Source organism: Chryseobacterium sp., from assembly GCF_022869225.1.
Lineage (GTDB): Bacteria > Bacteroidota > Bacteroidia > Flavobacteriales > Weeksellaceae > Chryseobacterium.
Genome location: NZ_JALIHL010000001.1, coordinates 1516613 through 1535507 on the forward strand (window position 1 = coordinate 1516613; position 18895 = coordinate 1535507).

Annotated in this window: 14 protein-coding genes; all 14 read right to left on the bottom strand. The window is 37.8% G+C overall.

Features of this window, described 5'->3' with window-relative positions:
• Position 1: 1 nt before the first annotated feature.
• A complete protein-coding gene (locus MUW56_RS07090; RefSeq protein ID WP_292012542.1) occupies positions 2-526 on the bottom strand; it encodes an ankyrin repeat domain-containing protein in 525 nt (174 codons plus the stop codon).
• On the bottom strand, positions 523-1068 hold the full coding sequence (locus MUW56_RS07095; protein WP_292012543.1) for a YceI family protein: 546 nt from the start codon (positions 1066-1068) through the stop codon (positions 523-525). The genes MUW56_RS07090 and MUW56_RS07095 overlap by 4 nt, the downstream gene beginning before the upstream one ends.
• Positions 1069-1079: 11 nt before the next feature.
• Positions 1080-1427, bottom strand: a complete 348-nt coding sequence (locus tag MUW56_RS07100) for a hypothetical protein (RefSeq protein ID WP_292012544.1) — start codon at positions 1425-1427, stop codon at positions 1080-1082.
• A 1-nt stretch (position 1428) separates the two neighbouring features.
• A complete protein-coding gene (locus tag MUW56_RS07105) occupies positions 1429-2271 on the bottom strand; it encodes a DUF5777 family beta-barrel protein (RefSeq protein ID WP_292012545.1) in 843 nt (280 codons plus the stop codon).
• A gap of 126 nt (positions 2272-2397) precedes the next feature.
• Positions 2398-3048, bottom strand: coding sequence for a Crp/Fnr family transcriptional regulator (locus tag MUW56_RS07110; RefSeq protein ID WP_292012546.1), 651 nt, complete (start codon positions 3046-3048; stop codon positions 2398-2400).
• A gap of 421 nt (positions 3049-3469) precedes the next feature.
• On the bottom strand, positions 3470-3775 hold the full coding sequence (locus MUW56_RS07115; RefSeq protein ID WP_002976436.1) for a DUF3467 domain-containing protein: 306 nt from the start codon (positions 3773-3775) through the stop codon (positions 3470-3472).
• A gap of 87 nt (positions 3776-3862) precedes the next feature.
• On the bottom strand, positions 3863-8128 hold the full coding sequence (gene rpoC / locus MUW56_RS07120) for a DNA-directed RNA polymerase subunit beta' (protein ID WP_292012547.1): 4266 nt from the start codon (positions 8126-8128) through the stop codon (positions 3863-3865).
• A 120-nt stretch (positions 8129-8248) separates the two neighbouring features.
• Positions 8249-12070 carry a DNA-directed RNA polymerase subunit beta gene (gene rpoB, locus MUW56_RS07125; RefSeq protein WP_292012548.1) on the bottom strand — a complete coding sequence of 1274 codons (3822 nt, stop codon included), beginning with the start codon at positions 12068-12070 and terminating at the stop codon, positions 8249-8251.
• A 448-nt stretch (positions 12071-12518) separates the two neighbouring features.
• Positions 12519-15113, bottom strand: a complete 2595-nt coding sequence (locus MUW56_RS07130) for a T9SS type A sorting domain-containing protein (RefSeq protein ID WP_292012549.1) — start codon at positions 15111-15113, stop codon at positions 12519-12521.
• 33 nt (positions 15114-15146) lie between these two features.
• Positions 15147-16286 (bottom strand): hypothetical protein, encoded by a 1140-nt coding sequence (locus MUW56_RS07135; protein WP_292012550.1) that lies wholly within the window; start codon positions 16284-16286, stop codon positions 15147-15149.
• Between the two features lie 153 nt (positions 16287-16439).
• Positions 16440-16907: a hypothetical protein gene (locus MUW56_RS07140; RefSeq protein WP_292012551.1), complete on the bottom strand. Its 468-nt coding sequence runs from the start codon at positions 16905-16907 to the stop codon at positions 16440-16442.
• A gap of 270 nt (positions 16908-17177) precedes the next feature.
• Positions 17178-17543 (bottom strand): 50S ribosomal protein L7/L12, encoded by a 366-nt coding sequence (gene rplL, locus MUW56_RS07145; protein ID WP_292012552.1) that lies wholly within the window; start codon positions 17541-17543, stop codon positions 17178-17180.
• A gap of 46 nt (positions 17544-17589) precedes the next feature.
• Positions 17590-18174, bottom strand: a complete 585-nt coding sequence (rplJ, locus tag MUW56_RS07150; protein ID WP_292012553.1) for a 50S ribosomal protein L10 — start codon at positions 18172-18174, stop codon at positions 17590-17592.
• A 17-nt stretch (positions 18175-18191) separates the two neighbouring features.
• Positions 18192-18884: a 50S ribosomal protein L1 gene (gene rplA / locus MUW56_RS07155; protein WP_047493574.1), complete on the bottom strand. Its 693-nt coding sequence runs from the start codon at positions 18882-18884 to the stop codon at positions 18192-18194.
• Positions 18885-18895 lie beyond the last annotated feature (11 nt).

Consider the following 18895-nt stretch of genomic DNA (forward strand, 5'->3'; position numbering starts at 1 on the left):
ATCAGTTCTTTAAAAGATTAATGATTTCTTTATTCTCAGTTTTTAAAGCATATTCAAAAGGAGTCATTCCCATTGAATCTTTTTTTGTTTTATCCGCGTTGTATTTCAGCAGTAATTCTATCAGTTCCCTGTTTCCAAACCTGACGGCCCAGAATAGGGGTGTAAATCCTGCTGCATCGGCAATATTTGGATCTGCATTTTTCTTCAACAGATGCTCTACCAGATCTTTGTTGTACTTTACAGCCAATCCGGACAACGCTGTTCCTTCACGGCTTTTATAATTGACATCTTTCACATGATCGATCAGAAATTGGGCTACCTCCGTATTTCCTCTGTAACACGCCAATATAAGAGGAGAAAATCCATTTTCATTGGTTTGATTGATAATATCGGGGTTCTGCTTCATAAGCTCTTTGACTTCAGTAACTGTTCCGGTTCTCGCTGCATCAAATATTGACTTTGTCTTTTCCTGAGCAGCAGTTAATGAACTCAGAAATATTCCTACTAATAAAATCAGATTTCTCATTGTTTTATCAGTATATAGTTATACTCAACATTGACATTTTCAGCAATCTTCTTGGTAACCATCTTAGGGATTGTCACGTTATAATCTGCAGGCTTAACGACAAATCCTCCCTGCATATAGATTTTACCGTCTTTAGCATAAACAGTTGCTGCAGAGGTAACCGCTTTATCTACCCCATGGAAATTAAGGGTTCCCTGAACAGTATACTTTTGTGGACTTGCGGTCAGTTTTGTTTTATCAAAATTGGCAATTTTTCCTTTGAAAGTCGTCTTCGGATATTTTGCGGTTTCTGCATAGCTTTCATTGAAATGTTCTTCCATTAATTTTGTTTTAAAATGAAAGTTTTTCACTACAGAAACGGATGCCATATCTCCGGTATCAGCATTGATAACCGCAACATTATTATCATCCTGAGCATAAATATCATCAAATAACGGCACTGATGCTTCAAAGGTTACTTTACCGGTTTTAGCACTGTATTTCTGGGCAGAAGCATAGCTTACAAAAAACAGTGAAGTGCTAAGTACTATTAATTTTCTCATATCAAATCTTTTTAATTTTCTGTTAATCCATTAGCTTTCCACTTAATGAAGATATTAATCTGAGCTGCTGAGATAGAGCCTCCTTTAGGCATTTTTTCAGGATCACCGTTAGGCCTTTGAATCCGGTCAATGATTCCGTCTATATTAGCCTTCACCTGATCATATGTAGTCAAAGGCTTAAAACTTCCCGCAGAATGGCAACCTATACAGTTGTTATCCATAATCGGTTTTACATCTGCCGTATATTTTACAGGCAGCGTGATCGGCTTATTGTCTGAAATATCTTCATAGGTACGGCTGTCACAAGAGTGCAGTAAAGCTGCGGAGGATAGTATCAATAAGTATGTTAACTTTCTCATATTAAAAAACCCTGTAAAGATTAAACCCAAAGAAAATATGCCCTTTCCCCCATTGTCCTGAAGCGTTGGTAAGATATCCAATATCTGAATTGATCTGGGAATTGGTAAATAAAAGCTGGAACACATGTCCCCCGGTTTCAATGTCCACTCCTAAAGAAAGAGGGTTTCTATAAAAACTGTGATCATCAAAATTGACAAAATATTCTGCATTCACAGAAACTCTTTTTGAAATTTTATAACGTCCTCCCAACCCTGCCAAAAACTGGTTTTTATCTTCTATCGTGGGTTCGTAAAGATTTTTATGAACATAGGAAGGAGTCAGCTGTACTGAAAGCCGGTCACTAAACCGTCTCGAAATGAGTGCCTGAGTAAGATAAGAAAGTCTATCATTGAATGTAAGCAGAGGATAATTGTCTTTGCTAAGGTCTGTATTGACGGCCATTATATTATAGCCGACAATATCTACCGGAAAGTTATCGTTTTGTCTTAGCAGCCTGTATTTGACACTTCCTTCAAAGGTTTTCATATTGGTCTCTCTGGATAAACTCACAGAAACAGCATCTGTAATCCCATAGATGGCTCCCAATTTCGTAGAAGCATTATCCAGTCCGAAAAAATTTTTAAATCCTGTGCTTACATCTCCAAATCTGTGGGCTACAACAATATACCATTCTTTTTTGGCAGTAAGCTTTGTAGATTGCCCCGTAACAATCTGTAATGCTTTGAAAGCAGGTTGTGAACTTTCAGTATTGGTTTTGATCGTGTCAATATCTTTCAACAGATCTTCCTGTGCAAAAGCAAGACCTGATGAAAATACCGACAAAAATAAGAGAGCTTTTGTCATATACAATTTGAATTAAATTATGATATGACAAACTTATAGAGTTATGAATTCAAAAGTATGTGATAAAAGTCACCGAATAAATTGTTTTTATCAATCATAAAACAAAAACTTTCCAAACAATTAAGATTAGACAGGTCTAACATTTTCATTTACAACTACTTTTATTCCGGCCTTGGTCTGTGAAATTTCACCTTCATTTTCAATTTTTTTCAAAACACGGCTTACCACTTCTCTGGAAGTCCCGAGGCTACTTGCTATTTCACGGTGGGTTATTTTAATAGGATTGTTTCCTGTAGATGAAATCTGTTGTTTAATATAATTCAGCACCCTTTTATCCAGCCGGTGGAAAACAGCGTCATTTACCATATTCATTACTTCAGAAAACCGCCGGTCATATTCATGGTAAAACACTTTGTTAATCTCTGGAAATTTTATCAGCCATTCATGCATTACGGAAACAGGAATCAGAAGGGCTTCCGAGTCTTCTTCTGCAACGGCATATATCCTGCTGATATAATCCGTCAGAATAGATGAAAAGGTCATCAGACAGCTATCTTTCGGTTTGATATAATAATAAATAAGTTCTCTTCCGTCATTAAGTGTGAAAACTTTGATGGAACCTTTTATTAAGAAAGGTACGTACTTATTCTTTTGTCCTTCTCTTATAATTTCAGTTTTTGCCTTTATATCAATCATAACGGCATGCTGATTAATTTCATCTATAAAATCTGCGCCCAAAAAACCAAATTTCTGAAGAATAAATTGATTGTTTACCATATCCTTTTTCTTGTCAATATTTTAAAACAAATATATAAAAAGGCAGTTCTATTTGTTTAAAAAATAATATTATTTCATTATTAATAAAATAACATTATTTTAAAAGACATACCAATACACATTTACATGTAAAAAATCAATAATATTAGGAATATGCAATAAAAAAACTGTTCCATTTTTATGAAACAGTTTTTTTTATTTAAAAGACTTTTTAAAATCTTTTTACATTCATTTCATCTTTTCGTAAAATACAACCAAGTTCAACGAAAGAATATCATTAATCACCAAGATAATTTATTGATTTTCAATTAAAATTAATAGATAATTTGAATAAAAGCCACGAAAATGCCTGTATTTATACCACAAAAAAATGCTCTGGCATGGCCAGAGCATTATTCTATTTATTGTAATTAAAGAAATCTTACGCTTGAACGTTGTTACCTCCTAATACGAAAGGCTCAACTTCTTTGATTTCTCCGAACTGCTGCTCATAGTTAGCGATGTTCTGTTGAAGAGCATTTAAAACTCTCTTAGCGTGAAGTGGAGCAAGAATAACTCTTGATCTTACTTTAGCTTGCTGTACCCCCGGCATTAATTGGATGAAATCTACTACGAATTCAGATGGAGAGTGGTTTACTAATGCTAAGTTAGCATAGATACCAGCAGCTACCATTTCGTTTAATTCGATGTTGATGTTTCCGTCTTGTGGATTTTGATTGTTGTCCATTGTTATAAATTATGTTTTTAAAATTCGAAATTTGAGATTGTGAAAATATAAAAATAATTTCAAACCTCAAATTTCAAATCATTAATTTTAGTTAAGGTCCTCGAATTCTTTCTTAGAACCTACAATTACATTCTGATACTCTTTAAGACCTGTACCTGCAGGAATTCTGTGACCTACAATTACATTTTCTTTAAGACCATTCAGATCATCAACCTTACCTGCAACTGCTGCCTCGTTTAGAACTTTAGTTGTTTCCTGGAACGATGCTGCAGACATGAATGACTTCGTTTGAAGGGCTGCTCTAGTAATACCTTGTAATACCGGAGTTGCCGTAGCAGGAAGTGCTTCTCTTACTTCAACTAACTTTAAGTCTTCACGCTTCAGTTTAGAGTTTTCATCTCTTAATTCTCTTGCAGTAATCATCTGACCTGGTTGGAATTCTTTAGAATCACCAGCATCCATTACTACTTTAAGACCGAATACTCTATTGTTTTCTTCCAGGAAGTCATACTTATGTTCAAGGGCTCCTTCAAGGAATTGAGTATCACCTCCATCTACGATAGATACTTTGGTCATCATCTGTCTTACGATGATTTCGAAGTGCTTGTCGTCGATTTTTACCCCCTGAAGACGGTAAACTTCCTGAATTTCGTTTACTAAGTATTCCTGAACCGCCGTTGGGCCTTTGATTCTTAAGATATCTTCCGGTGTGATAGAACCGTCAGAAAGCGGAGAACCAGCTCTTACGAAGTCATTCTCCTGAACCAGGATCTGGTTAGAAAGTTTTACCAGGTAAATTTTTCTTTCACCAGTTTTAGCTTCTACGATCAATTCTCGGTTACCTCTCTTAATTTTTCCGTAAGAAACTACCCCGTCGATTTCAGTAACAACCGCTGGGTTGGAAGGGTTTCTTGCTTCAAATAATTCGGTAACTCTCGGAAGACCTCCGGTGATATCCCCTGCTTTCGCAGATTTTCTTGGGATCTTGATTAGGACTTTACCAGCCTTAATTTTCTCCCCATCGTTTACCATTAAGTGGGCTCCTACCGGTAAGTTGTATGCTTTTTGCTCAACACCTTTAGAGTCTACCACCTTCAAGGTAGGTACGGCTTTCTTATTTCTAGATTCAGAGATTACTTTCTCTTCGAATCCTGTTTGTTCGTCAATTTCCAGCTGGAATGAAATACCCTGGATAATATCTTCATATTCTACCTTACCGGCAGTTTCAGCAATGATAACCGCGTTATACGGATCCCACTTACAGATAATATCCCCTTTCTTCACTTTATCACCTGGTTTTACAGCTAATATCGATCCGTAAGGTACGTTGGCAATCATTAATGGAGTTCTAGACTCATTATCGGCAACCAACCTGAATTCAGTAGAACGAGAAACTACTACCTCAGCAGTATTACCGCTTTCATCTTCAGAAGTAATCGTTCTTACTTCATCCATTTCAACGATACCATCTCTTCTGGCAACGATTGATGGGTTTTCGGATACGTTTCCTGCAGTACCCCCTTGGTGGAAAGTTCTCAACGTAAGCTGAGTACCTGGTTCCCCAATTGACTGTGCTGCAATTACACCTACCGCTTCACCCATATGAATTACTTTACCAGTAGCTAAGTTTCTACCGTAACACTTCGCACAGATTCCTTTCTTCGCTTCACAAGTTAATGGAGAACGTACTTCAACAGCTTCTAATCCTGCTTCTTCAATTCTCTTCGCCAGTTCTTCGATGATCACTTGGTCAGCGCCAGCAATTAACTCATCTGATTCAGGATCATAAATATTATGAAGGGATACTCTACCTAAGATTCTTTCAGAGATTCTTTCAACGATCTCGTCATTTTTCTTAAGCGCAGTAACTTCTGTACCTCTTAAAGTTCCACAGTCATCTTCAGTAACGATAACGTCCTGTGCAACGTCTACCAATCTTCTCGTTAAGTAACCAGCATCGGCAGTCTTAAGAGCGGTATCCGCAAGACCTTTACGGGCACCGTGGGTAGAGATAAAGTACTCTAGGATCGAAAGACCTTCCTTAAAGTTGGCAAGGATCGGGTTTTCGATGATCTCCGCTCCGGTAGAACCGGCTTTTTGCGGTTTTGCCATCAAACCTCTCATCCCTGATAACTGACGGATCTGTTCCTTAGAACCCCTCGCCCCAGAGTCAAGCATCATATATACAGAGTTGAATCCACCTTGATCGGTTTTCATTCTGCTCATGATCATTTCAGTTAATCCTGCGTTGGTGTTTGTCCAAACGTCGATTACCTGGTTATAACGTTCTGTATCTGTGATAAGACCCATGTTATAGTTGGCTCTAATCTCATCTACAGTTTCGATTGATTGTGCAATCATCTGTTTTTTCTCAACTGGAACTACAATATCTCCAAGTGAGAAAGAAAGACCTCCTTTGAATGCGTTTGAATATCCTAAGTCTTTCATGGCATCAAGGAACTTCACCGTTGTAGGGAAATCGGTATCAGCAAGGATCTTACCAATAACATTTCTCAATGATTTCTTAGTAAGAAGTTCATTGATATATCCTACCTGCTTAGGTACAATCTGGTTGAATAAGATTCTACCTACAGAAGTTTCGATCAGTCTTGTTACGATTTCTCCGTCTTCTTTAATAGGTAATCTACATCTTACCTTAGCATTTAGAGAAACTCTACCTTCCGCATAAGCGATTTCCGCCTCTTCAGGAGAATAGAATGCGAGACCTTCTCCTTTTACTTTCATATCTTCTGTAGAACTTAATTCTTTAGTCATGAAATAAAGACCAAGAACCATGTCCTGAGAAGGTACCGTAATTGGAGAACCGTTTGCAGGGTTCAAGATGTTCTGAGAACCTAACATCAATAACTGAGCTTCAAGGATCGCTTCCGGTCCTAACGGTAAGTGTACCGCCATCTGGTCACCATCGAAATCCGCGTTGAAGGCCGTAGTTACTAATGGGTGCAGCTGGATTGCCTTACCTTCGATCATCTTAGGCTGGAAAGCCTGAATACCCAATCTGTGAAGCGTAGGTGCCCTGTTCAATAGTACCGGGTGACCTTTCATCACGTTTTCCAGGATATCATAAACTACTGGTTCTTTTCTATCAATAATTCTCTTCGCAGATTTTACTGTTTTTACAATACCTCTTTCAATCAGTTTTCTAATGATGAACGGTTTGTAAAGTTCAGCTGCCATATCTTTAGGAATACCACATTCGTGAAGCTGTAAGTTTGGACCTACAACAATTACCGAACGCGCAGAGTAGTCAACCCTTTTTCCTAGTAGGTTCTGACGGAAACGACCTTGTTTTCCTTTCAATGAATCAGAAAGTGATTTCAATGGTCTGTTTGATTCAGATTTTACGGCAGAAGATTTTCTTGTATTATCGAACAATGAATCTACTGATTCCTGAAGCATACGCTTCTCGTTTCTCAGGATTACTTCAGGAGCTTTGATCTCCAATAATCTCTTCAAACGGTTATTTCTGATAATAACTCTTCTATAAAGGTCATTTAAGTCAGAAGTGGCAAAACGTCCTCCATCCAACGGAACCAATGGTCTTAATTCTGGCGGGATCACCGGAAGTACACGCATGATCATCCACTCAGGCTTGTTGATCATTCTTGTATTGGCACCTCTTAATGCTTCTACAACGTTCAATCTTTTTAAAGCCTCCGTTCTTCTCTGCTTAGAGCCTTCGTTGTGAGCTTTGTGTCTCAAATCGAAAGATAATGCATCAAGATCGATTCTCTTTAACAGATCCTCAACTGCTTCAGCCCCCATTCTGGCGATGAATTTGTTTGGATCAGAATCATCAAGATACTGGTTTTCAACAGGAAGAGTTTCCATGATATCAAGGTATTCTTCTTCTGTCAAGAATTCCATATTCTCAAAATCAGAACCGTCTAATTTTTTTGCAATACCCTGCTGGATCACTACATATCTTTCGTAGTAGATGATCATATCCAGCTTTTTAGAAGGGATTCCTAAAAGGTAACCGATCTTGTTTGGCAATGAACGGAAATACCAGATGTGTGCAATTGGAACTACAAGATTAATGTGCCCGATTCTCTCTCTTCTTACTTTTTTCTCAGTAACTTCTACTCCACAACGGTCACAAACGATCCCTTTGTAACGAATTCTCTTGTATTTACCACAAGCACATTCGTAATCCTTTACAGGACCAAAGATTTTCTCACAGAATAGCCCGTCTCTTTCAGGCTTGTGAGTTCTGTAGTTAATAGTTTCCGGCTTTAAAACCTCCCCTCTTGAATCCTGTAAAATAGACTCCGGAGAAGCTAAACCGATGGTTATTTTATTAAATCTACTTGATTTATTTTTATTTGACATAATTTTTTAGATTTTAGATTTCAGATTTCAGATTTCAGACGAAATCTTCATTCCAAATTCAACTGGTTTTAAATTTTTAGAGTCGCATAATCTGACATCTAGTGTCTGATACCTGATATCTTACTCTTCCAATCTTACGTCTAATCCAAGACCTTGCAACTCGTGAAGTAATACGTTGAATGATTCCGGGATACCTGGTTCAGGCATAGATTCACCTTTTGCAATTGCTTCATAAGTTTTTGCTCTACCAATCACGTCATCCGACTTCACAGTCAGGATCTCTCTAAGGATATTGGATGCTCCGAATGCTTCAAGAGCCCAAACCTCCATCTCTCCGAATCTCTGACCTCCGAACTGAGCTTTACCTCCTAACGGCTGCTGAGTAATCAATGAGTAAGGACCAATAGAACGTGCGTGCATCTTATCATCCACCATGTGTCCCAGTTTCAGCATGTAAATTACCCCCACTGTAGCCGGCTGAGTAAATCTCTCTCCGGTACCACCATCATAAAGGTGAGTGTTACCGAATCTTGGAAGACCAGCTTTATCTGTATATTCAGTGATCTGATCAAGACTTGCTCCGTCGAAGATTGGTGTAGCAAACTTCATTCCCAGCTTCTGACCAGCCCATCCAAGAACTGTTTCATAAATCTGGCCGATGTTCATACGGGAAGGTACCCCTAGTGGATTCAATACGATATCTACCGGTGTTCCGTCTTCAAGGAATGGCATATCTTCTTCACGAACGATTCTTGAAACGATACCTTTGTTACCGTGACGTCCTGCCATTTTATCCCCTACATTCAGTTTACGTTTCTTAGCGATGTATACTTTAGCCAACTTCATAATACCTGCCGGTAGCTCATCCCCGATAGAGATAGCAAATTTCTCACGGTTTTTAACCCCTTGGATATCGTTGAATTTGATTTTGTAATTGTGAATCAATTGTTTGATCAATTCATTTTTATCAGCGTCTACTGTCCAGTCTGAACCGCTAACGTTTACATAATCTTCTACTGAAGTCAGTAATTTATGAGTAAACTTCACTCCTTTACCGATGATTTCTTCATCAAGGTCATTTTGCACCCCTTGCGAAGTTTTACCGCTTACCAGTGTATTTAATTTTTCAATTAAAGTATTTCTCAGCGTATCAAACTTAGCCTTGTAAGTATTTTCAATCTCTTCAAGTTTAAGTTTTTCTTCGGTTCTTTTCTTTTTGTCTTTAATATTTCTGGAGAACAATTTCTTGTTGATCACCACCCCTCTTAATGAAGAGTCAGCTTTCAATGAAGCATCCTTCACATCACCGGCTTTATCACCGAAGATTGCTCTAAGAAGTTTTTCTTCAGGAGTCGGGTCAGATTCACCTTTTGGAGTAATTTTACCAATCATGATATCTCCAGGCTTCACTTCAGCACCGATTCTGATCATACCGTTCTCGTCAAGATCTTTGGTAGCTTCTTCAGAAACGTTTGGAATATCCGCAGTAAGCTCTTCCATACCTAATTTGGTATCACGAACTTCAAGGGAATATTCATCTACGTGGATTGAAGTAAACCAGTCTTCACGTACAACTTTCTCGTTGATTACGATCGCATCCTCGAAGTTGTACCCTTTCCAAGGCATGAACGCTACCACCAAGTTTCTACCAAGGGCTAATTCTCCTTTTTCAGTAGCATACCCATCGCAAAGTACCTGTCCTTTTTCCACCACATCACCTACTCTTACGTTTGGTCTAAGTGTAATCGTTGTACTCTGGTTAGTTTTTCTAAACTTAGTAAGGTTGTATGTTTTAGTAGCAGACTCGAATTGTACTAAATCTTCGTCTTCACTTCTTTCATATTTAATAACGATTCTGTCAGCATCTACGTACTCTACAGTACCGGTACCTTCAGCGTTAATCAGGATTCTTGAATCTCTTGCAACTTGCTGCTCAAGCCCTGTACCTACGATTGGAGCTTGTGGCTTCAATAGAGGAACGGCCTGACGCATCATGTTAGATCCCATCAATGCACGGTTCGCATCATCATGCTCCAGGAATGGGATCAAAGAAGCGGAAATACCGGAGATCTGGTTTGGAGCTACGTCGATAAGGTCAACCTGGTTAGGCTCTACTACCGGATAGTCACCATCCAGTCTTGCGATAATTCTGTCTGTTTCAAAATCTCCATTATCACTCAATTCAACGTTTGCCTGAGCAATTACCTTCGCTTCTTCATCTTCTGCATTTAAGTAAATAGGATCAGCACTAAGATCGATCTTACCATTTTCAACCTTTCTATATGGAGTTTCAATGAAACCTAGGTTGTTGATTTTAGCATAAATACCTAAAGATGAAATCAAACCGATGTTTGGTCCTTCCGGAGTTTCAATCGGACAGATTCTTCCGTAGTGCGTATGGTGAACGTCTCGAACCTCGAAACCTGCTCTTTCTCTTGATAAACCACCAGGCCCTAGTGCAGATAATCTTCTCTTGTGAGTGATCTCTGATAACGGGTTGGTTTGGTCCATGAACTGAGAAAGCTGGTTCGTTCCGAAGAATGAATTGATCACAGACGTCAATGTCTTAGCGTTTACAAGATCAAGCGGAGTAAAGATTTCGTTATCTCTAACATTCATTCTTTCCTTGATCGTTCTTGCAATTCTTGAAAGACCTACACCGAACTGTCCTGCCAGCTGCTCACCAACAGTTTTAATTCTTCTGTTGGATAAGTGGTCGATATCATCAACCTCTGCTTTAGAGTTGACCAATTCGATAAGGTGTCTTACGATCGCAATGATATCTTCTTTTGTAAGAACCTCAGTTGTTGTAGGGATGTTAAGACCTAATTTCTTATTCAATCTGTAACGTCCTACTTCACCAAGAGAATATCTCTGCTCAGAGAAGAATAATTTTTCAATGATTCCTCTTGCAGTCTCCTCATCTGGCGGATCTGCATTTCTTAGCTGGCGGTAAATATACTCTACAGCCTCTTTCTCAGAGTTGGTAGGGTCTTTTTGTAATGTATTCTGAATGATAGAGAACTCGTTGCTGTTTTCTTTGTGGATCAGGATTGATTTCACTCCAGCATCAAGGATAAGATCCAGGTGTTCTTTTTCAAGAATTGTTTCTCTATCCAGGATGATCTCGTTTCTTTCGATAGAAACTACTTCACCTGTATCTTCGTCTACGAAGTCTTCGAACCAAGTGTTCAATACTCTCGCAGCCAATGTTCTCCCTTCCACTTTTTTAAGGGCAGCTTTAGAAACTTTCACTTCTTCAGCAAGGTCAAAGATCTGAAGGATATCCTTATCAGATTCATACCCGATTGCTCTTAATAAAGTTGTTAATGGTAACTTTTTCTTACGGTCGATATACGCGTACATTACGCTGTTGATATCGGTTGTAAATTCCATCCAAGATCCTTTGAAAGGAATAATTCTTGAATAGTATAGTTTGGTCCCGTTCGCGTGGTAAGTCTGTCCGAAGAATACACCAGGTGAACGGTGAAGCTGCGTAACGATAACTCTTTCAGCACCGTTGATGATGAAAGATCCACTTGGAGTCATATAAGGAACCGGACCTAAATATACATCCTGTACCACTGTTTGGAAATCTTCATGTTCCGGGTCTGTACAGTACAATTTAAGTCTTGCTTTTAGAGGAACTGAATACGTCAGACCTCTTTCCACACACTCATCGATTGAATAACGTGGAGAATCTACCAGGTAGTCCAGGAATTCCAATACGAATTGATTTCTAGAATCCGTAATCGGGAAATTCTCCTGGAAAGTCTTGTAAAGAGCTTCTGTCTTTCTGGCTTCAGGAAGTGTATCAAGCTGGAAAAATTCTTTAAAAGACTCGATTTGGATATCCAAAAAGTCTGGAGTAATGATTTTTCCTTTCGCTGATGAGAAATTAATTCTCGGATTTCCTTGAGTTGTTGATTTTGTTTTACTCATAAAACTTTTAAGAAAGGGTTAAAAAATATTTTGATTTATTAAAAAATATCAGGAAAAGACGAAAGATTATAGAGAAAAGATAAAAAGACTTCAAATGTTTGGCGCTATTAGAAATAGTCTTTATTCCCTTTTCTTTACTTCTTACAATCTGATTCCTAACTGCAACACTGGTATATCTTTTCACAGCGTAATGCAAAATATTTTTATTACTTTTGAGGCAGCATTACTGCAATATTTATCAATACAAAATCCCCTTCATGCTTACACAATGAAAGAGTTGATTTTCAGTATTTTATAAATTTACAAACAATTTTTCGCGCCAAAAGAGGGGCAAAGATACAAAAAGTTATCCACAATTACAAATAAATCATCTCATTTTGAGGGCATTAAAAATAAAATGGACTGCCCGAAAACGAGCAGTCCATTTAACACTAAATAATCTGATTATTTATTTCACAATAACCTTATAAGATTTTACCGTTGATTTGGTTTCAATTTTAATTACATACAATCCTGCCGGAAGTGAAGAGGTATTGATTTCCGCACCTCTTGTGAACTTTTCGGATTTTACCAATTGTCCCTGAGCTGAGAAGATCGTATAAGTTCCTTCCTCTGAAGATCTTATATTAAGGTTTTCTCCCGCTTTAACAGGGTTAGGATATACTTTAATATCGTTTGCAACATTAGCAATTTCTGAAGCTCCTGTAATTTTTGCAGCAATCATTGACCCATTCTTAGCAAATGCTGCATATGGTGAAAGTGGAGAGTTTGGAGCACCTCTTTTTACAAGATCAGTATCTACAACAGCCTGAATACCATCTTTATCTTTATCATCAATCCTGGAGATAAATCCAGTTCCTAAATCATCTAAATTAGCTTTTCCAATAGCATATAAGTCAAAATCAGAACCATTGGAATCGAGATCAATAAAATCAGGTCTTTCATCTCCATCTGTATTTTTAAGAGGATATTTCAGGGTTCCTGAATCAGGATAAGTTTCAAGTATGTCAGCCAGGCCATTTTTACCTACTTCAATACCACTATCAATAATGCCATTACGATCCGTATCAATCTGATTGATTACTGACGTCGGAATGCCAGATTCAAATAGATCCAGAATACCATCATTGTCAGAGTCTAGATCCAGATAACTGGACACTCCATCTCCTAATACTTCTACAGGACCTAACACGCCTTCCGTATCATCATCTTCAAATTTGTTATTTGTATTAAGATCTTCCATAGAATCAGGAATACCATCATTATCGGAATCAAAATCACAAGCATCCATAATACCATCACCATCTGTATCCAATGTCGGCGATTTATCATTTACTGAAGTACATCCTTCCGCACAATCCGGGATACCGTTTCCGTTATTATCTATATTATCATTACCGTTAGGGCATTTGTCATTACAATTCGGAACTCCGTCCCCGTCATCATCTAACTGGACAAACGCATTATAAATCATATAGGACTGAAGCAGCCCTGCACCTAGCGGATTACTTACTTCAATTTTCATTCTGTCAAAAGGTTTGGTAGACTTAAACCCTAAATAAAATCTGTTTGAAGCAGTCACAAAGAAATCACCGCTTAAAAGCTGTCCTCCTGTTTTCCTTTCGGTTTCTGTTGAACCGTTATAGAAAATAACACTGATCGATTTTAAAATATCTATTGAAATGACACTTGCCGTTTTCGCTAATGTAAACCCTCCAAAGGTATTAGCAGGATATAGCCCTGTATTACTTTTTACCGTCAATCTTGCACCGGTAAAAAATGATATCAAAGGCATCGTGATTGTCGCATAGTTACTTTGATTCGTATCTGTAACATTATATGGATTTGATAAAGATGCTTTAAGGAAAAAAAGCCCCCCAAAAGCTCCTGTCCAGGAACTTCCCGTGACAATATCCCCTAATCTTGAGGATCCGGAGGTCTGAATATATTCATTACAGTCACAGCTCTGAGGTTCTTCGAAAGCATAATATACTTTTAAACTTCCTAAATTAAATCCAAGCGTTTGAGTTACCTTTAATCTGATTTCATTAAATGGTTTCGTAGTTGTTAACGTTACTTTCTGTTTTCCTGATCCATAGCTAAGCACTTTAATATTAATAAGTCCTCCTCCATCGCTTAAGTTTTTAGTGTCCTGCAACTGGCCGAATAGATAGGTTTCAATAGTAATATTCTTTAAAAACTCGGCACTCAGCAGTTTGCCCTGATCATCCGGTTCAATGACAAATCCTGCTCTGTTACCCGCCGGATACGTCTGATTTTTATCTAATACCCCAACGGAATAAGATCCTAACAAACCGACAGGCAATACAATAGAACCATAGGAGCTCTTATCTCCGTCACCAATTTTTTCCCTGTCTATAACATAAGAAAGCGGTGCAAGGAAACTGCTGCTTCCTGATACGTTACCATCCACGCCGCTTCCTGCAATAATATCATCACAGATCCCGTTATTGTCAACCGGTATCTTAGCTGGATCAAATGCAAATGCATAATATACATTCATGGCACTGAATGCAGACAATGCATTGGTCTGGTATAATCTTACCTCATTAAATTCTTTTGTCGTTTTAAAATGAAGGAAAATTCTGTTTTTAGAACCCCCGAATGCAGGTACGGATAATAATGTACTGCTGGTACTGGTTTCCTGAAGAACACCATTTTTATAGGTACTAATTCTCAGTGAACTCAACAGATCGATTGTAATAAAACTTGTTCCCAAGTCTACATTAAATCCGGTAATATACCCTGCCGGATAAGAAGTATTTGTATTTTTTACAGAAATACCGTTTCCACTTAAAAGAGAAGTAAAGTTCCCCATACTCACACTATTGTCAAGATTTGCATCTATCACCGGAGTCATACTTCCGTTATAACATCCTAAGCAAATCCCTGAATTATTTACAGGTTTTGCCTCTACTCCCATCCCACGGATAGGTTCATAACCCTTCTGTGCAAAAGCAGATGCAGACATAACCAGCATCAGAAGCACAGCTGTAAGTTTCTCGAATAATTTTTTTATCATTTTTTTTATTTTTTTGTAAGATTGTGTTTATTTTTAGTATAAAGCTTTCCAGACCCCGTTACCATTACAGCCTTCATGTACTTTAAGCGTTGAATTGTATCTAATGGCTCCTTCTTCATTTGCTGTACAATCATTAGTTCCTGCTCCGGAAGGCGCAATGCCGTTCAATTGTATAGCCGCACCTGTTAAACGACTAGCAGTTGGGATCATATTAATCCCCACAATTGCACCTGCTGTATTGCTCTGGTTTAAAAAAGCATGAGTTGTATTGGCGTATACTGACTGGTCACCAGTAGCTTTTCCTCCAATTCCAATAGCCACACCACGGGTTGCAGTTACCTCATTGTTACTACCGAATGCAAATCCATTCAATGTAACCTTATTGGTTGCTCCAAAAGCAAATCCTCCAGTTAAAGCATCGTTTCCATACCCTACCCCTACAGCTATTGATGCTCCAGTTTTATTATTAGCTCCAAAAGCAAAATTATTGGTCAACAAGGTTGAATTTCCAACACCAAAAGCCTTACCTCCACCTGCTACATTATTAGCAGATCCTATGGCGACTGCCGGAAAATTAGCCGATGAAGCATTTGCAGTATTACCAGTTCCTAGCGCAATATTATTTGAAGTATTATTAATAATATTTGAATTTCCCCATGAAAGAGTAGAAGTGCCTTCACCTCCTCCTGCAAGTGCTCCTGAAGTATCAAGAACAGCATGTACCTTATCAGCACTTATCATTACCAGATCAGCAGCCCCTATAGGCCCCAGGTAATTATCAGAGACCGGTGCAGCCCCTAAAGTTTCCGGTCTGGTTAAGATCTCACCAACTGCATTTCCTGTGACATGCCAGTCGTTACCTGTCTGCTTTTGCCATTGGTTTCCATCAAAATAGTAATAACCAGGAGCCGTAACACTTACAGTCTGACCCGTTGGTGCGATGTCTGCTAACGTAACATATACCAAAGCACCTGTTTGAGCTGCCGTATATGTTTTTTTGTTCAGTTCGGTTTCAGTAAGTCTTGGAGCAATGATGCCGTCCAGCTTGTTTACAATTGCAGGAAAACCTACTACGTCTAAGGTTCCATCTGGCGAGCTGGTATTAATCCCGACCTGTGCATCTATGAGACACCCTGAAAATAAAAGTGAGAGAGTAAATAATTTGTTTTTCATTTGAAATGATATTTTGTTGTTTTTTTGAAGATTTCGAATATATTCATTAGCTTTTTATTTTGAAGTATCACAAAAACTATGGTATACCGCTAAAGAATATTGGAAAATTGAGAAGATTAATCGTTGGTTAATTGGTCAAAGATTTTAATACACTTAAATCCACCGACCAGTTTGAAAGTCTTTGTAAAAAATCGTGAATTTTTCAGACAGATCTAAAATATAGGGATTATCAATCGAATCCGAATGTATATTATGTAAGATGTTTTCTATTTGTAGATCTTTCCGGGACAGCATAGGTAAATAGCCATTTCCAGCAATTGAAGAATGGTTATATAGAATTTTGCCAGATGAATTGAAAGGTTTAATTCCATAATCAATTCTTTCATAACCGTCAAACGTGTTTTTTACAATTGCCAGGGTTGCTGTACCCTCAGCCCCACTGCAAACAGAATGATCCACGAGATTCTGTGGATTGTTGTTCCTTATATTCAGGCGTGCTCTCTTTTCAGGCCCGCTTAAAGCTGCTATAAACCTAACGTTTATATTTCCTACAGCCGGCATCACTACCAGGAAAGCAGTGCTTACTGTATAGCCATAGGAAAAAAAATAATTTTTATCCAATTTATTTGTGTGTTTTTCAATGCAAATATAACACCTTTTCAATAAAAACAACATTTTAATGATAAAAATTTACTAAAAACAAATAATAAGCAATTATCAGTTAAAAAACAACAGTATAAATTACAAAATAATCAATCATAATTAGATATTGAAAAATATCAAACACTAATAATCAAATACTTTTAAAAATTAAATACATGATTTACAGGAGGCTATAGCAAAAAAAGCCCGGGCAAATTGCCCGGGCTTCTATTTTTATCATAAAATTGATTATTTCAATTCTACTTCAGCACCAGCTTCTTCTAATTGCTTCTTAAGAGCTTCAGCTTCGTCTTTAGAGATACCAGTTTTGATTGGAGCAGGAGCACCATCTACGATATCTTTAGCTTCTTTAAGACCAGCACCAGTTAAATCTTTTACTAATTTAACGATAGCTAATTTAGAAGCACCTGCAGACTTAAGAATTACGTCGAATTCAGTTTTTTCTTCAGCAGCTTCAGCAGCTCCACCTGCAACTACTACAGCAGCAGCAGCTGGCTCAATTCCGTGCTCATCCTTAAGGATAATAGCTAATTCGTTTACGTCTTTTACTGTTAGGTTTACTAGCTTTTCAGCTAAATTTTTTAAATCTGACATTGTTGTAATGTTTTTGTTGATTATTTATTTAATTTTTTGAGTATAATTATTCAGCACTTGTTTCTTCAGTGCTTTCTGCAGCAGCTTCAGGAGCTTCAGCAGGTGTTTCTTCTACAGCAGGAGCAGCTTCTTCAGCTTTAGCTTCTACCGTTTCAGATTTGTTTTGAAGAGCAGAAACAACTCTTTGGATTGGAGACTGAAGTAATCCGATGATTTCACCGATCATTTCTTCTCTAGACTTGATGTTAGCCAACGCGTCTAGGTTATTGTCACCAACATAGAAAGTTTCCTGAAGGTAAGCAGACTTTAAAGCCGGCTTCTCTTCTTTCTTTCTGAACCCTTGGATTAATTTCGCAGGAGCATTTGCTGTTTCAGCAATCATTAATGCTGAGTTTCCTTTGAAGGAAGGGAACATCTCAGAGTAATCTACTCCTTCGATCTGTTCCATTGCTTTTTGTAAAAGTGTATTTTTTACCACTTTTACTTTGATATTTTGTTTGAAAGCCTGTCTTCTGAAGTCAGAAGATTTAGCAGCATTCAATCCTTCTAGATCTGCTACGTATACTACTTTTGCATCCTGAAGCAAATCTTTGATCTCTTGTATTGCTACAACTTTTTGGTCTTTTGTCATTGTTTAAGGATTTAGTATTAGTTAACAGATTTAGTATCGATTGCAATACCTGGACTCATGGTAGAAGACAAGTAGATGCTTTTCACATAAGTTCCCTTAGCAGCAGTCGGCTTCATTTTGACCAATGTCTGGATTAATTCCTGAGCATTTTCTTTAATCTTAGCAGCATCGAAAGATACTTTACCGATACCAGCATGGATGATACCATACTTATCTACTTTGAAGTCAATTTTACCTGCTTTTACTTCAGTTACTGCTTTACCAATTTCCATGGTTACAGTTCCTGATTTAGGGTTTGGCATTAAACCTCTTGGACCTAATACTCTACCTAATGGACCTAATTTACCCATAACAGCCGGCATAGTAACGATAACGTCAACATCAGTCCAACCGTCTTTGATTTTTTGTAAATATTCGTCAAGACCTACATAGTCAGCTCCAGCTTCTTTAGCTTCAGCTTCTTTATCTGGTGTTACAAGAGCTAATACTTTAACATCTTTACCAGTTCCGTGAGGAAGAGATACTACACCTCTTACCATTTGGTTTGCTTTTCTTGGATCTACACCCAATCTTACAGCGATATCTACAGAAGCATCAAACTTTGTTGTGTTCACTTCTTTTACAAGAGCTGAACCTTCTTCAAGGTTATAGATTCTTCCTTTTTCTACTTTGCTTAAAGCTTCCTTTTGCTTTTTTGTTAATTTTGCCATTTCTCTAAGTT

Coding starts and splice junctions, on each gene's coding strand:
- MUW56_RS07090 (WP_292012542.1), bottom strand. CDS start 526: ATGAGAAATCTGATTTTATTAGTAGGAATATTTCTGAGTTCATTAACT.
- MUW56_RS07095 (WP_292012543.1), bottom strand. CDS start 1,068: ATGAGAAAATTAATAGTACTTAGCACTTCACTGTTTTTTGTAAGCTAT.
- MUW56_RS07100 (WP_292012544.1), bottom strand. CDS start 1,427: ATGAGAAAGTTAACATACTTATTGATACTATCCTCCGCAGCTTTACTG.
- MUW56_RS07105 (WP_292012545.1), bottom strand. CDS start 2,271: ATGACAAAAGCTCTCTTATTTTTGTCGGTATTTTCATCAGGTCTTGCT.
- MUW56_RS07110 (WP_292012546.1), bottom strand. CDS start 3,048: ATGGTAAACAATCAATTTATTCTTCAGAAATTTGGTTTTTTGGGCGCA.
- MUW56_RS07115 (WP_002976436.1), bottom strand. CDS start 3,775: ATGGACAACAATCAAAATCCACAAGACGGAAACATCAACATCGAATTA.
- rpoC (WP_292012547.1), bottom strand. CDS start 8,128: ATGTCAAATAAAAATAAATCAAGTAGATTTAATAAAATAACCATCGGT.
- rpoB (WP_292012548.1), bottom strand. CDS start 12,070: ATGAGTAAAACAAAATCAACAACTCAAGGAAATCCGAGAATTAATTTC.
- MUW56_RS07130 (WP_292012549.1), bottom strand. CDS start 15,113: ATGATAAAAAAATTATTCGAGAAACTTACAGCTGTGCTTCTGATGCTG.
- MUW56_RS07135 (WP_292012550.1), bottom strand. CDS start 16,286: ATGAAAAACAAATTATTTACTCTCTCACTTTTATTTTCAGGGTGTCTC.
- rplL (WP_292012552.1), bottom strand. CDS start 17,543: ATGTCAGATTTAAAAAATTTAGCTGAAAAGCTAGTAAACCTAACAGTA.
- rplJ (WP_292012553.1), bottom strand. CDS start 18,174: ATGACAAAAGACCAAAAAGTTGTAGCAATACAAGAGATCAAAGATTTG.
- rplA (WP_047493574.1), bottom strand. CDS start 18,884: ATGGCAAAATTAACAAAAAAGCAAAAGGAAGCTTTAAGCAAAGTAGAA.